Genomic DNA, 13,753 nt, shown 5'->3' on the forward strand with positions numbered 1-13,753 from the left:
AGCCAGTCTCGCCCGGGCGCGGCCGGGCGCGCTTGTAAAAAAACGTCACACCCCGGAGGTAGTTTCAGGGCGTGAACGGAGCCACCGCGAGCGACAAGGGCCTGCTGCGACCGCAGGAGGCCGTGAACTTCATCGACCTGCGGCGATACCGCGAGACGGGCCTGCTCGGGCAGTACGTCGAGCGGTACTGGACGGTCGGCTGGGACCTGCCGGAGGGCGCGTCGTACGAGTCGGTGGTGATCCCCCACCCGTGCGTGAACCTGAGCTTCATGCCCGTGATCGGCGCGGAGGTGCACGGGCCCGGGGTCGCGGTCTCGCGGCACCCGCTCACCGGCCGCGGCCGGGTGTTCGGGGTGAAGTTCCGGCCCGGCGGGTTCACGGCCTTCACCGGGGTCGAGGGGGCCTCGCTGGCGGACTGGTCGGCGGGCGCGGCGACCGTGTTCGGTCCCGAGGTCGACGAGTTGAACGCGATCGTGATGAGCCGCAGCGACATCGAGGCGATCCAGGTGGTGTCGCGGTTCCTGGCCGAGCGCCTGCCCGAGCGGGCCGATCCCCGGTACGGGCGGGTCCTGGCGGTGGTGCGGGCGATGCTGGAGGACCGCTCGATCACGCGGGTCGACCAGCTCGCGTCCCGGTTCGCCATGTCCCCCAAGACACTGCAGCGGCTCTTCCAGGAGTACCTGGGGCTCGGCCCGAAGACCCTCATCCAGCGGTACCGGCTCCACGACGCCGCCGACCGCCTCGCAGAGGACCCGCAGGCGGACCTGGCGCGGCTCGCGGCCGAGCTCGGCTGGTCCGACCACGCGCACTTCACGCACGACTTCAAGAACCTCATCGGCTACCCGCCCTCGGAGTACGCGGCCCAGTGCGCCACGGCGGGAAGGGAACTCGTCCTCGCGCGCCGCTAGCCGCCCCTCGGGATGCGGACGCCCGCGGCGCGGAGCCTCGCCTCGAAGAGCGCGAGCAGCCGCGCCGCGGCCGGGGTCGGCTCCTCGCCGTGGTGCGCGACCATCTCGTAGCGGGCGACGGTGTCGGTGCGCGCCCGCATGCCGGTGACGATCTTCAGGAGCGCGGGGTCGGCGAGGTAGTGCCGGGCCGCTTCCTCGGCGAACTCGGCGATGCGCGGGTCGTCGGGGTCCCAAGTGGATGCTTCTGCGAAGCGCTGGACAAGGGCGACGAGCGCGGGATCGCCGACGGCGTGCTCGAACTGGTCGAGGTAGTCGTCGAAGCCTTCGGGGACGAGGGCCCGCGCGAGGACCCAGCCCTCCCGCGTGGCGGCGACCTCCTCTTCGGCGTATCCGCTGGCGCGCATCCGCTCCAGGAGCTCCACGGCGCGATCGGGCAGCAGGGCGCAGTCGCCGCCGCTCGCGAGCCGGTGGAGCATCTCGCGCCGCTCACGCAGCTCCTCGATGCGTTCGTCGAGCTGCCGTTCGACCTTCGCGAGCGCAGAGGTGAAGAGCGCGGCGTCGGCGTCGAGCAGCGGCCCGATCTCGGCGAGCGGCACGCCTGCGGCGGCCAGGGTCCGCACCTGGACGAGGCGCAGCAGCGCGTCGGAGTCGTACCGGCGGTAGCCGGACCCGTCGCGTTCGGGCTCGGCGACGACGCCGAGCTTGTGGTAGTGCCGCACGGTCTTCACTGTGATGCCGACGAAGGCCGCGGCCTGCCCGATCGTGACGCCGTTCCTCATCCGCCCATCCTCTCTCGCTTGCGGACCGGCCGCGCCGAGCCCGTCGGCCCGGCACGGCCCCGGGACTACTCGGGCTTGCCGCCGCCGAAGACCGCCGCGAGCAGGCCCTGCTGGGCCCGGTGGAACGACATCGCCGCGAGGGTCATGTTCGCGTCGTCGACGCAGTTCAGTGCCGCCGTGAGGGTCTTCGACCCGTCCGGCGTGCTGTACACGACGGCGGCGTGGCCGACCGAGGCGCCGGTCGCCGAGACCACGGTGGCGCCGTCCTCTGTGGTGAGCACGAAGACGCCGAGGCCGTAGTCCATGTTCGGGATGCCCGTCGCGATCGGCGTGAACATCGCCTCCTGGAGTTCGGCGGGGAGGAGACGGCCGCCTGCGAGCGCCTGGATGAAGGTGCGCAGATCCTCCGTCGTCGAGATCATGTCGCCGCCAGCCGAGCACCAGGACGGGTTCTGGCGGGTGATGTCGACCGTGCGCTGCTCACCGTCGGCCTCGTGCCGGTAGTAGGCGCGGGCGTGCGGTTCGGCGATCTCGGCGCCGGTCGGGACCACGGTGTGCCGCATGCCGAGCGGGCCGAGGATGAGCCGCTCCATCTCGGTCTGGACCGGGTTGCCGGTGACCTGCTCGATGAGGAGCCGCGCGATCACGTAGTTGGTGTTGGCGTAGCTCCAGCCCGCCCCCGGTTCGAAGCGCACGGGCCTGGCGAGCGCGTACTCGACCAGGTCTTCGGGGCGGTGGGTCTCGAAGCGCCTGTCGAGCCAGTCGTTGCCTTTGGGGCCGTACGGCATGGTCACGCCGAGGACGACGGAGCCGTCGTCGTAGACCTCGCCGGTGAAGTTGAACAGGCCGGTGGTCTGCTGGAGCAGCATCCGCACGGTGATCCGCTCGTCGATCCCGAACTCGGGCAGGTACCGCGAAACCGGGCCGTCGAGTTCGACCCGGCCTTCGGCGACCAGCTGCAGCACCATGGCCGCGGTGAACGTCTTGGTGGTGCTGCCGACCCGGATGTGGCCGTCGCTCGGCGGCGCGGCCGACCCGCCGAGCTCGGCGACACCGGCGCTGCCGGTCCACTCGCCGTGCTCGTCGGTCACGCGCACCGAGCTCCCGATGAGGCCGGGGTCGACGAGGGATTCGATCGTCTGCTGGAGGGCGTTCTGGTCCTGGGTGGAGAGGTTGCGCGGCATGGTGTTTCGCTCCTTCGAAGCGGTGGTTTCCCTCGGCGGCTTGCCGATACGGGAACCTTCCACCATGACCTAAGGTCAAGGTCAACCGTGACCTGAGTCATAGAGCGACGAACGGTGCCCCGCCGCCAGCGCGAGCGACGTTCCGAACCGGGCATGAGAGGGCCCGGCTCGGGGACGCCGCCCGCACCGGCGGACACCGTTGACGGCTAATGACGCGACGATCGTTCCTGCGTTCATTTGCAGGTGGCGGCCTTGGAAGGCGTTGCGGAGGCGGCGGTCGTGGCTGACCAGGATCACCGTTCCCCGGTAGTCGGCCAGGGCTGCTTGGAGCTGTTCGGCCAGCAGCGGGGACAGGTGGTTGGTCGGTTCGTCGAGCAGGAGAACGTCCACCGGACGACTGACCAGTCTCGCCAGTTCGAGGCGGCGGCGCTGGCCTACTGAGAGGGTCGCGACCGGTTTGCCGAACTCCTCGTGGGTGAACAGGCCGAGGCGGTCGAGGGCTTCGGCGTGCTCCTCCAAGGTGCCGACGCGGCCTTCGGCGAAGGCCCGCAGCACCGACTTCCGGTTCGAGCCGGGGCCCGCGAGCTGACGCAGGTGGCCGATCGCTCCGTTGCGTTCGGTCGTGCCTTCGTCGGGTTCGAGTTCGCCCGCGATGACTCGCATGAGCGTGGTCTTGCCCGCTCCGTTGGGGCCGGTGATGAGGAGGCGTTCTCCTCTCGCGATCGACAGGGCGTCGACCTTCAGGCGGTCGCCCACGCGGAGGTCCGTCAGTTGGACGGCTGGCGCGTCGGACTCGGTGCCGGTGACGGCGAGGTCGGCGCTGAAGCGCAGCGGTTCGGGCGGCTGCGGGGCCGGGTCGGCCCGCAGGCGTTCGAGCATCTGCTTGGCGACCTTGATGCGGCTGCTCGCGCCGTGGTCGCGGTTGCGGGCCCGGAAGGCGCCGGTGGACATGTTGGCCATCGGCAGCTTGCGCGGGATCGCGGCCATGCGGCCCGCGTTGTGGTCGACGATGCCTTCCTGGCGGGCGACTTCGGCGTTCCAGCGGTCGAAGGCTTCTTGGGCCTGCTGGCGTTCGGTCTCCTTGGCGGTGAGGTAGCCCGCGTAGCCGTTGCCGTAGCGGCGGGCCTTGCGGTCGGCGACTTCGAGCATGGTCGTGGTGATGGCCTCCAGGAAGGCGCGGTCGTGCGTGACGGCGACGACGGTGCCCTTCCATTCGCGCAGTTGCGATTCGAGCCAGGTGACGGCGTTGTCGTCCAGGTCGTTGGAGGGTTCGTCGAGCAGGAGCAGCGCGGGCCGGGCCGCGAGGGTCGCGGCGAGCATGAGCCTTGAGCGCTCGCCGCCCGAGAGCGTCCCCAGGGGACGGTCACGGTCGAGGCCGGGGAGGCCGAGGACGGACAGGGCCTGGTCGACGCGGACGTCGGCGTCCCAGCCCTCGCGGGCCTCGAAGCGGGCCAAGAGGTCGGCGTACTGGTCGCCTGCGGCTTCGTCGCCGTCGGTGATCCGCTGTTCGGCCTCGCGCATGGCCTGCTCGATCTCGCGCAGGTCGGCGAGGGCGAGGTTGATCGCGTCGGCGACCGTGTCGCGTTCGGGCAGGTCGAGGCTTTGCGGCAGGTAGCCGATGCCTCCGGGCGAGACAATGGTGAGGTCGCCGTTGTCGGGTTCCTCGACGGCGGCGAGGAGCCTGAGCAGGGTGGACTTGCCTGAGCCGTTGTCGCCGATGACGCCGAGGCGTTCGCCGGGTTTGACGGTGAAGCTGACGCGGTCGAGGACGAGGTTGTCGGCGTAGCGCTTGGTGACGTCTACAAGGGATAGTTGAGCATGGCGGAACATGTGCGCGCCTCCGGAAAGCAGTCGTTCGGTGAAGGAATTGAACGGCACGCGAAGAAGCCCTCGGGCTTTGCGGATTGCGATGCGTGCCTCGGCGGTCTCGCGGAGCTCGGCTCTACGCGGACCTGGCTGCTTTCTAAAGGAAAATCAACATCGCCGCCAATTATAGCGGCGGATTCGGCGGGGTGTCCAGGAAACGACGGGCCCTGAGCCGGTGAGGGTGCTCACTGGCTCAGGGCCCGTTGGGTTCTCGCTACGACTGGGAGATGAAGCGGTCCATGACGTCGACACCGAACTTGAGGCCGTCGAGCGGGACGCGCTCGTCGATGCCGTGGAAGAGGGCGGTGAAGTCGAGGTCGGCGGGGAGCTTCAGGGGCGCGAAGCCGAAGCAGCGGATGCCGAGGGTCGCGAAGGCCTTGGCGTCGGTGCCGCCCGAGAGCATGTACGGGACGGTGCGGGCGCCGGGGTCGGCCTGGCGGATGGCCTCGGCCATCGCGTCGACGAGGACGCCGTCGAAGGAGGTCTCGTAGCCGGGCTGGCGGATCTCGTACTCGAAGTCGATGCCGTCGCCCGCGAGTTCGCGGAGGATGGCCTCGAGCTCGTCGTTGCGGCCCGGGAGCGAGCGGCAGTCGATGACGGCGTCGGCCGTGGAGGGGATGACGTTGGTCTTGTACCCGGCGTTGAGGCGGGTCGGGTTCGCGGTGTTGCGGAGGGTCGCGCCGATGAGGCGGGCGACCGGACCGAGCTTGGCGACCGTCTCGTCGGGGTTGTCCGGGTCGAACGCGATGCCGGTGAGCTCGGAGACGGATTCCAGGAACTGGCGCACGGTGGGGGTCATCTCGACCGGGAACTCGTGCTGGCCGATGTTGGCGACGGCGCGGGCGAGGCGGGTGACGGCGTTGTCGTCGTGGAGCATCGAGCCGTGCCCGGGGCGGCCGGTGGCGCGCAGGCGGAGCCAGTCGAGGCCCTTCTCCGCAGTCTGGACCACGTAGACGCGCAGGTCGTTGGGGAGGGTCATGGAGAAGCCGCCGACCTCGCCGACCGCTTCGGTGACGCCTTCGAAGACCTCGGGGTGCTCTTCCACCATGAAGCGGGCGCCGTAGTCGGAGCCGGCCTCCTCGTCGGCAGTGAAGAGGAGGACGAGGTCGCGCGGGGGCACCTTGCCGCGGCGCTTCCAGTCGCGCACGAGGGCGAGGAGCATCGCGTCGAAGTCCTTCATGTCGACCGCGCCGCGGCCGAAGAGGTAGCCGTCCTTGATCTCGCCGGAGAACGGGTGGACGGTCCACTCGCCGGGTTCGGCGGGGACGACGTCGAGGTGGCCGTGGAGGAGGAGCGCCCCGCGACTGGAGTCGGCGCCGGGGTAGCGGCAGGCGACGGAGGCGCGGCCGGGCGCGGACTCGTAGATCTTGGGTTCGAGGCCGACTTCGGCGAGCTTTTCCGCGACGTACTCGGCGGCGGCGCGCTCGCCTTTCGCGGTCGCGTTGTCGCCGGTGTTCGTGGTGTCGATGCGGATGAGGTCGCGGGCGATGTCGACGACCTCGTCTTGCGGGCGGGGCGGATTCGCGGTTTCAGCCATCCCTGAGTTCTATCAAGCCCGTATAACGGTTCGATGTCTGCGGTGGCGGGAGTGAACATTGCGACTCCGGCTTCGCCGGGCATGTGCACTCCCGCCACCGTGGCTCCGGGCGGCGTTACGCGGCGGCCTGCGCGAGGCGTCTCGCGCGGTTCTTCTTGCGGCGCTTGGCCACGATCGGTCCGGCCAGGCGCGGTGCGAGCGGGCCGATGGCGGCCAGGATCAGCACGTACGCCGCGGAGACGGACCCGAGCGCGGGGTCGAGCCCGGCCGTGACGCCGAGTCCGGCGATGACGATCGAGAACTCGCCGCGCGGCAGGAGCACGAGTCCGGCGCGGAGCTTGCCGGTGAACGCCGAGCCGGTGCGGCCCGCGGCCCACCAGCCGGTGGCGAACTTCGTCGCGATCGTGCACACGGCCAGCGCGATGGCGATCGGGAGGACCGGCGGCAGGGCCGTCGGGTCGGTCTCGAGCCCGAAGTTGACGAAGAAGACCGCGGCGAACAGGTTCTTGAGCGGTTCGAGGGTCTCTTCGGCCTGGCGCGAGACCTCGCCGGAGAGGGCCATGCCGACGATGAACGCGCCGACGGCGGCCGAGACGTGGACCTGCTCGGCGAGTCCGGCCACGACGAGGACGATGCCCATGACCTTGAGCATGAGGATCTCGTCGCTGGGCGAGGCGAGGAAGCGCGAGAGCAGCCCGCCGAAGCGGGAGGCGACGACGAACGCGGCGGCGACGGCCAGGAGGGCGACGCCGAGGCCGACGGCGGCCTGCGCGAACGCGAGCCCGGCGAGGATCGTGGTAAGGATCGGCAGGTAGAGCGCCATGATCATGTCCTCGGCGACGAGGAGGGCGAGGATCGTGGGCGTCTCGCGGTTGCCGAGCCAGCCGAGGTCGGAGAGGACCTTCGCGATGATGCCGGAGGAGGACACGTAGGTGACGCCGCCGAAGACGACGGCGGCGACGGGGCCCCAGCCGAGCAGGAGCGCGCAGACGACGCCGGGGGTGGCGTTGAGGACGAGGTCGACGACGGCCCCGAGCCAGGAAGTCTTCATGGTGCCGAGCAGTTCGCGCGGCGTGTACTCCAGGCCGAGGGTGAACAGGAGGAGGACGACGCCGACTTCGGCGCCGACGTCGAGGAACCCGGTGATCGCGTGCATCTCGTAGATACCGCCGTGCCCGAAGGCGAGGCCGGCGAGGAGGTAGAGGGGGATCGCGGAGATGCCGAACTTGCCGGCGAAGGCGCCGAGCAGACCGAGGGCTCCGATGAGGAGGCCGAGTTCGAGGAGGAGCGCGACGGTCCCGTGCATCAGGCCGAACCGCGCAGGATCCGGTCGACTTGGTCGACGGCCTCCTGCGTTCCGATGGTGACCAGGCGGTCGCCGACGTGGAGGATCGAGGACGGGGCCGGGCCGGTCTCGACGCTGTCGGCGCGGACGATCGCGACGATGGAGGCGCCGGTGCGGGTGCGGGCCCGGGTGTCGGCGAGGGGGCGTTCGGCGTACGGACTGGTGGCGTCCACTTTGAGCTGTCGCGAGACGAGGTTGTCGATCTCGTGGTGGAGGCGGTTGAGCTTCTCGACGATGCGGGCGCCGCCGAGGAGCTCGCCGATGGCGGCGGACTCGTCGGCCGAGAAGACGATGCAGTCGAGCATCGAGTCGGGGTCGTCGGGGTCGTAGATGATGAAGTCGCGGCGGCCCTCGCGGTGGGCGACGATGCCTAGGCGCACATGGCGTTTGGTCTCGAATTCGAACCGCACTCCGATTCCGGGCAGCTCGGTGCGCTCCACGTCCACTGTCGGTCACTCCTTTTGTGTGGGATACGCACCGAACCGTACAGCACCGGCGGGTCAGTCGACCGGGATGACCGGTTCCGCTGTCTGGCGGACCGCGTTGCGGACCTGCTCGGGGACGCGGATGCGGTCGTCGGTCTCGTAGCGGGCGCGCACGTCCGCGGCGGTGTCGGGGTCGGCGGTGACGGCGGCGAGGTCGTCGAGGAGGGCGGTCAGGTCGGCGTCGATCTCGTCTTCGGGTTCGGGCATGCGGCCCCAGACGTCCCAGGGCAGGAGTTCGCGGTTGGCCAGGGCGGCGGCGTCGCGGACGAGGTTGGCGGCGATCCACCAGGGCCCGGACTCGCCGCCGGGGACGCCGGGGAGGCCGCACTTGTCGGCGTCGATCTCGCCCGCGCGGTAGCCGATCCAGGCCTGTCCGGCGACGATGAACCGGTCGCGGGGCACGTCGGCGGGGTCGAAGTCGAGTTTGAACTCCTCGGTCTGGACGGGGTCCATCTGGGCGTCGGAGAGGACCCAGCGTTCGCCGTCCCAGTGCTCGGCGACCCAGTGGTCGATGTACCACTCGGAGTCCTGCTCGTAGTGCCAGAAGCCGCATCGTGCACGGGCGGGGACGCCGTGGGCGCGCAGGGCGGCGACGGTGACGAGGGTGAAGGTGCGGCAGGTGCACGCGAAGCGGTCCCGCGGTTCGCGGGCTTCGGCGAGGGGGCGCTGGTCGGCGGCGAGGATCGCGTTGAGGACGCGGTCGGCGGGGCGGACGTGGGCGGTCTCGCGCTGGGCTTCGGCGAGTTCGAAGCCGTAGAGGTGGGTGAGGGCCTGGTGGACGAGGTTGCCTTGGACGGCGGCGAGGAGCGCGGGGACGTCCTTGGGGAGGGCGAGGAGGGCGTCGCGGTGGGCTCCGGGTTCGGTGAGCGGGCCGGCCTGGGTGTAGTAGGCGAGGACTTCGGCGGTGGTCATGGCGTTCCTTTCGCGGGAGGTGCCATGAAGCCTAGAGAGATTTCAGCCCTATTATCCAAATTCAATCGTACAAATGTGCGGGCCGCGAATTGTGGGGTTCATGCCTCCGGCCGGGGCGCGGCGCCCCGGCCGGAGGGCGTCGTCCTAGACGCGGGTCCACTTCTGGTTGTCGCCGCCCCAGCAGCTGTAGAGCTGGACCGGGGCGCCGTCGGAGGAGCTGTACACGTCGAGGCACATGTTGGCGTACCCGACGCTGCGGACGGTCCCGTCGGAGCCGAAGGTCCACTTCTGGCCCGCGGAACCGTTGCACGCGTTGATCTGCACCTGTGTGCCGTTGCTTCCTGCGGGGGTCTCGAGGCACTTGCCGAGGACGCGCAGCTCTTGCGCGGCGGTGGACGCGAACTGCTGGTTGGGGTTGCCGTGGCAGGTGTAGAGCTGGACCCTGGTGCCGTTGGCGGTGTTGCTCGAGGGCACGTCGATGCACTTGCCCGCCGAGTTGCTGCGGAGCATGGCGGTCGTGGCGCCGCCGCCGGAGCCGTCGGGGGCGACGGCCCGGCCGGTGCTCGGTGAGATCATCCCCGGGCACAGGCCGCGCGAGCGCAGGTCGGCGGCGATCTGCGGGATCGCGTTGACGGTGCTCTGGTAGAGATCGTGCATGAGGACGACGCCGCCGCTCTGGACGCTGCGGACGTTCTGCACGACCTGCGCGGTGGTGGTGCTGGAGTTCCAGTCCTGGGAGTCGACGTTCCAGAGGATCTCGGTGAGCCCCTGCTGGGCGGCGATGGACTTGACGTTGGCGTTCGTCGCGCCGTAAGGCGGCCGGTACAGCTTCGGGGTGATCCCGGTGGCCTGCTGGATCGACTGCTGGGCGCTGGAGAGCTCTTGGGCGATCTGCGTGTTGGACAGCTTGGTCAGGTCGGGGTGGGTCTGCGTGTGGTTGGCGACCCACATCCCGGCGTTGACCTGCGCGCGGGCGAGCGAGGGGTTGGCGGCGGCGTTGCGCCCGATGTTGAAGAAGGTCGCGCGCAGGCCGTTGGCGGTCAGCGCGTTGAGCAGGCTGGTGGTGTTGCCGCCGGGCCCGTCGTCGAAGGTCAGCGCGACGTAGCCGTTGCAGGTCTGCGCCTGCGCGGGCGCGGCGGCGACGAGGACGACCGCGGCGGCGCCGAGGGCGAGGACGAAGGCGGACAGGGTGGCGATGAGCGTTCTCATGCGACGTCGCATGATCGGCCTCCTTGGAGTGTCGCCCGGTGACGCGCGGCGGCGTCCCGGGGGTACGGCGCATCAGTCGGCGTCGACGAACTCCCAGGGGTGAGGGCCCTAGTCGTCATGAGGGAGTGACGGTGGATCGATGTCCCGTGAGCATCAGGAACGGATCCAATTATCTGGCCTCGATCCGCTGGAGGACAAGGGCCCAGACCTCAGAAGCATTGATAATCATCGATTACTATGTGGGCGGTCGGGGAACGGGCGACGAGCGGTCGGCGAACGGAGGCCCCGGCCGCGCGGCGGCCGGGGCCCGGGTTCACGGGGCGGTTCAGGCGGCGCTGATGCGGACCTTGACGCGCTTCTTCTCGTAGGTGACCGCGGCGGTGTAGCCGGGGACGTCGAGCACGACTTCGGCGAACGTGCCCTTGACCTCCTTGGCCTTGATGACGGGGAGTTCGACGCCCGCGGCGGGCGGGCGCTGCGGGTCGAGGGCGATCTTGAGGACCGCGCCCGCGTCGAGGGTGACCTGCTTCTCGACCTCGAGTGCGGGTTCGCCTTCGTCGTTCAGGGAGACCTGGAGGGTCGCGTTCGACAGGGCGAGGGCGCGCAGTTCGAGCTGCGGGGCGGCGACGTCGAGGGCGCCGCCGGTGACGGTGGCGCCGCCCTTGCCGAGGGCGCTCGCGGAGGCGGCCCTGAGGACGCCTTCCTGCACGACCGTGCCGCCGGAGTACGAGTTGTCGCCGGTGAGGGTCAGGGTGCCGGTGCCGGCCTTGGTGAGCCTGCCGGTGCCGCCGATGTCGTTGCGCCAGGTGTCGGCGGCGTGGAAGCCGTGCTTCGCGGCGTCCATGGCCACCGTGAGGTCACCGTCGAAGCGGCCGTAGCCGTCTGCGGCGGTGAAGAGGTCGAGGCGGCCCCAGTTCTCGGGGCCGTCGAGGATCGGGTACCCGGCTTTGAGGGCGGTGGTGCGCAGGACCTCGCGGCGCTGCTCGGCGTCGAGGTAGGGCAGCCGCGTCTCCAGGAGCACTTCGGCGCCCTTGGGGACGGTCATGGCCGCGTCGGAGCGGCCGCGTTCGAGGATGTAGGTCAGGCGCGGGGTGTGGGCGGCGCGGTTGGCCTCGCGGTCGGCGTACTGGTCGGTGTCGACGCCTTCCCTGTGCGCGTAGGAGAAGAGCTCGTCGGCGGAGACGCCGGTGACCGACGTGAAGTACTCGACGGCCTGCGCGCGGGCGGCGGCCTTGAGCTCGGCGTTGACCGGGTTGTAGAGGGTCGCGGCCGCGAGGGCGGTGCCGAGGACGCGGCCGCCGATGACGTCGACCGGGGAGTGCATACCTGCGGCGATGCGCGAGTCGCCCACTTCCGAGGCGCGGGTGATGAGCTCCTGGTAGCGCTCGGGCACCGCGTACGCGAGGGCGAAAGCGGCGAGCCATGCGGCATTGGTGTGGCCGGAGGGGAAGCCGCCGTCGTCAGCGGGCTTCGTGGAGCGCTGGCGCAGCAGCTGCGGGGCGACCTTGACCTCGGACTCGTAGTCGGGGACCCCGAGGACGGGGATGCCGCCGGTCTCGACGATCGCGCTGTCGCCGTTCATGCGCCAGGGCCGGGGGTACTGGTAGGCGAACTTGCTGGGGTTCGAGGAGGTGAAGTCGCCGCGGACGGCGTTGACGAGCTGGGCGACCTTGCCGAGCGCGGAGTCGGTCGCGCCCGAGCCGTTCGCGGAGCCCGCAGGGGCGTCGGCGGGGACGGAGTCGCTGATCGGGCCCGCCGGGACGCCGTCCGGGGCGCTGGTGATCGCGGTGACGGCCTTCGCGCCGGACTTGTAGACCGCTTCGAGAGGACCGAGGCCGCCGATGGCGCTGTAGCTCTGGTGCTGCCGGTCGAAGATGAAGGCCTGCTTGGCTTCGGCGTCGGTGCGGTTCGCGGTGACCTCGGCGCAGTGCTCGACGTTGTCGCCGAGGGCGTCCTCGTCGACGACGGTCCCGTTGTTCCAGGCCGAGCCGGTCTGCCAGAGGTCCTCCATGCCGCTGAGCGCGCGGACGGCGGCGTTGGTCTCGGCCGTGGTGTTCGCGGTGGTGTTGGTGGAGTAGGTGTCCACGAACGCGGGGCCGTCGTACTGGGCCCACCGGACGGGAGAATCTTCCACTGTGGACTGGAGCGCGCTAGTCGGCGTGCTCGCGGCGGCGGATTCGCTTGCGACCGCGGCGGCGACGATCCCGGCGGAGCCCGCGAGGAGCGCGCGGCGGCCGATCGTGTGCTGTTGTCCTGGCATGTTGTGCTCGATTCAGTGCGATGAGGGCAAGGCCTCGCGGCCTCGGGGGCGGCGCCGCGAAACTGGTTGCGAGCAACACTCTCGCGATGCGCGGTGAACGGATCGTAGCGAGCCGGTGAGCGGGGCCTGCACGCTGGCTAACGTTTGCAGAGCACGAGGTCCCGGCCGCACCGCGGCCGGGACTCGACTTCCTGGCTTACTGGGTCAGGCCGCCGTTGAGGGCTTCGGGCTCCACTTCGAGGGTCACCGCGTCCGAAGCGGCAGTGCCCGCCGCGTTCACGATGTCGAACATCTTGCGGCCCATGGCGGCGTGCGCCTGGACGGCCGGGTGGGTCGCGCCGTAGTTGCCCCAGTGGTCGGTGTACTGGGCCATGAACGAGTAGACGAGGGCCGGGGCGCCCGAGGCGCTGTAGACCACGCCGGACTCGTTGCGGTTGGCGTCGTCCGCGCCGTACTTCATGGCGATGCGCGAGCGCTCGACCGAGGACATGTTGCGGCGGAACCCGTCGTGGTAGCCGCTGAGCCCCTTGAGCACGTTGAGGAAGAAGCTCGTGCTGTTCGCGGAGAGCAGCTCGCCCTTTGCGAGCCGCGTGAGCAGGTCGTTGGTCTCGAACGTCGTGGTGTCGCCCAGCCACATGCGGTTCGGGTTGGCCGGGTTGGGGATCACGCGGGTGTCGGTGAAGCCCTTCGCGGCCAGCGTCTCGTTGATCTCCGCGGGCGGGCAGACCAGGCCGCACAGCCGCACTGAGGTGTTGTCGGAGGTCAGGAGCATCGCGACCAGGACGTTCGCGACGGTGATCTCGTCGCCGTACGCGGTCTGGTGGAAGTAGAAGCCCGAGCCGGTCAGGATGATCTCGGGGGTGAGCGTGATCCGGTCGTCGAGCGCGAGCTCGCCTCGGTCGATCTTGTCGAGCACGCCGAGCGCGATGCCGAGCTTGTTCATGCTCGCGGCGGTCTGAATGCTCGTGGAGCTCTTGTTGACGGCGACGACGGGGGCCGCCGTGCCGTTGAGGAGGGTCACGTACCCCTGCCAGGTGCCGCCGGCCTTCGCCGTCTCGGTGTCCCAGACCGCCTTGATCTGGGAGGCGGTCGTGACGACGGCCTGAGCGGTCGACTGCTCCGCGTGCGCGGCGGAGGCGGAGCCGAGGATCGCGCCGCCAGCGGTCACGGCGGCGCCGAGCTTGATTACATCGCGTCGTTCCATGGTCGCCTTTCGTTGGCTTGCAAGGTCTTGAGGGATGTCCTTCAGGTCTACGCGCGAGAGGGTG

At 70.3% G+C, this 13,753-nt stretch carries 11 protein-coding genes; 1 reads left to right on the forward strand and 10 read right to left on the reverse strand.

Annotation, left to right across the window (positions count from 1 at the left end; all coding sequences use genetic code 11):
• Window positions 1-71: 71 nt before the first annotated feature.
• The gene (locus ACGGCP_RS15220) at window positions 72-908 is read left to right on the forward strand and encodes a helix-turn-helix domain-containing protein (RefSeq protein WP_392966392.1); all 837 of its coding nucleotides are present in this window, start codon (window positions 72-74) and stop codon (window positions 906-908) included.
• On the opposite strand, the gene ACGGCP_RS15225 is transcribed toward ACGGCP_RS15220, so the two are convergent.
• The 10 genes from ACGGCP_RS15225 to ACGGCP_RS15270 all read right to left on the reverse strand — a co-directional run bounded on the left by ACGGCP_RS15225 (window position 905) and on the right by ACGGCP_RS15270 (window position 13,689).
• Window positions 905-1,687 carry a MerR family transcriptional regulator gene (locus tag ACGGCP_RS15225; protein WP_392966394.1) on the reverse strand — a complete coding sequence of 261 codons (783 nt, stop codon included), beginning with the start codon at window positions 1,685-1,687 and terminating at the stop codon, window positions 905-907. The two genes, ACGGCP_RS15220 and ACGGCP_RS15225, sit on opposite strands and share 4 nt — an antisense overlap.
• 65 nt (window positions 1,688-1,752) lie before the next feature.
• The gene (locus ACGGCP_RS15230) at window positions 1,753-2,871 is read right to left on the reverse strand and encodes a serine hydrolase domain-containing protein (protein ID WP_392966396.1); all 1,119 of its coding nucleotides are present in this window, start codon (window positions 2,869-2,871) and stop codon (window positions 1,753-1,755) included.
• Between the two features lie 81 nt (window positions 2,872-2,952).
• Window positions 2,953-4,701 carry a ribosomal protection-like ABC-F family protein gene (abc-f, locus tag ACGGCP_RS15235; protein WP_392966398.1) on the reverse strand — a complete coding sequence of 583 codons (1,749 nt, stop codon included), beginning with the start codon at window positions 4,699-4,701 and terminating at the stop codon, window positions 2,953-2,955.
• A 250-nt stretch (window positions 4,702-4,951) separates the two neighbouring features.
• Complete coding sequence (locus ACGGCP_RS15240) at window positions 4,952-6,274, reverse strand: M20/M25/M40 family metallo-hydrolase (protein ID WP_392966401.1); 1,323 nt, start codon at window positions 6,272-6,274, stop codon at window positions 4,952-4,954.
• 115 nt (window positions 6,275-6,389) lie between these two features.
• Window positions 6,390-7,580, reverse strand: coding sequence for a cation:proton antiporter (locus ACGGCP_RS15245; RefSeq protein ID WP_392966404.1), 1,191 nt, complete (start codon window positions 7,578-7,580; stop codon window positions 6,390-6,392).
• Window positions 7,580-8,065 (reverse strand): cation:proton antiporter regulatory subunit, encoded by a 486-nt coding sequence (locus ACGGCP_RS15250; RefSeq protein ID WP_392966407.1) that lies wholly within the window; start codon window positions 8,063-8,065, stop codon window positions 7,580-7,582. The genes ACGGCP_RS15245 and ACGGCP_RS15250 overlap by 1 nt, the downstream gene beginning before the upstream one ends.
• A 54-nt stretch (window positions 8,066-8,119) precedes the next feature.
• Window positions 8,120-9,016, reverse strand: coding sequence for a transglutaminase domain-containing protein (locus ACGGCP_RS15255; RefSeq protein ID WP_392966410.1), 897 nt, complete (start codon window positions 9,014-9,016; stop codon window positions 8,120-8,122).
• A gap of 144 nt (window positions 9,017-9,160) precedes the next feature.
• Window positions 9,161-10,237, reverse strand: coding sequence for a polysaccharide deacetylase family protein (locus ACGGCP_RS15260; protein WP_392966412.1), 1,077 nt, complete (start codon window positions 10,235-10,237; stop codon window positions 9,161-9,163).
• Between the two features lie 313 nt (window positions 10,238-10,550).
• The gene (locus ACGGCP_RS15265) at window positions 10,551-12,485 is read right to left on the reverse strand and encodes a phosphatase PAP2 family protein (protein WP_392966415.1); all 1,935 of its coding nucleotides are present in this window, start codon (window positions 12,483-12,485) and stop codon (window positions 10,551-10,553) included.
• A gap of 196 nt (window positions 12,486-12,681) precedes the next feature.
• Entirely contained in the window at window positions 12,682-13,689 is a 1,008-nt protein-coding gene (locus tag ACGGCP_RS15270; protein WP_392966418.1) for a serine hydrolase, read from the reverse strand.
• Window positions 13,690-13,753: the final 64 nt, after the last annotated feature.

It is taken from the genome of Glycomyces sp. NPDC048151, from assembly GCF_043202775.1.
Lineage (GTDB): Bacteria > Actinomycetota > Actinomycetes > Mycobacteriales > Micromonosporaceae > Glycomyces.

Coding starts and splice junctions, on each gene's coding strand:
- ACGGCP_RS15225 (WP_392966394.1), bottom strand. CDS start 1,687: ATGAGGAACGGCGTCACGATCGGGCAGGCCGCGGCCTTCGTCGGCATC.
- ACGGCP_RS15230 (WP_392966396.1), bottom strand. CDS start 2,871: ATGCCGCGCAACCTCTCCACCCAGGACCAGAACGCCCTCCAGCAGACG.
- abc-f (WP_392966398.1), bottom strand. CDS start 4,701: ATGTTCCGCCATGCTCAACTATCCCTTGTAGACGTCACCAAGCGCTAC.
- ACGGCP_RS15240 (WP_392966401.1), bottom strand. CDS start 6,274: ATGGCTGAAACCGCGAATCCGCCCCGCCCGCAAGACGAGGTCGTCGAC.
- ACGGCP_RS15245 (WP_392966404.1), bottom strand. CDS start 7,580: ATGCACGGGACCGTCGCGCTCCTCCTCGAACTCGGCCTCCTCATCGGA.
- ACGGCP_RS15255 (WP_392966410.1), bottom strand. CDS start 9,016: ATGACCACCGCCGAAGTCCTCGCCTACTACACCCAGGCCGGCCCGCTC.
- ACGGCP_RS15260 (WP_392966412.1), bottom strand. CDS start 10,237: ATGCGACGTCGCATGAGAACGCTCATCGCCACCCTGTCCGCCTTCGTC.
- ACGGCP_RS15265 (WP_392966415.1), bottom strand. CDS start 12,485: ATGCCAGGACAACAGCACACGATCGGCCGCCGCGCGCTCCTCGCGGGC.
- ACGGCP_RS15270 (WP_392966418.1), bottom strand. CDS start 13,689: ATGGAACGACGCGATGTAATCAAGCTCGGCGCCGCCGTGACCGCTGGC.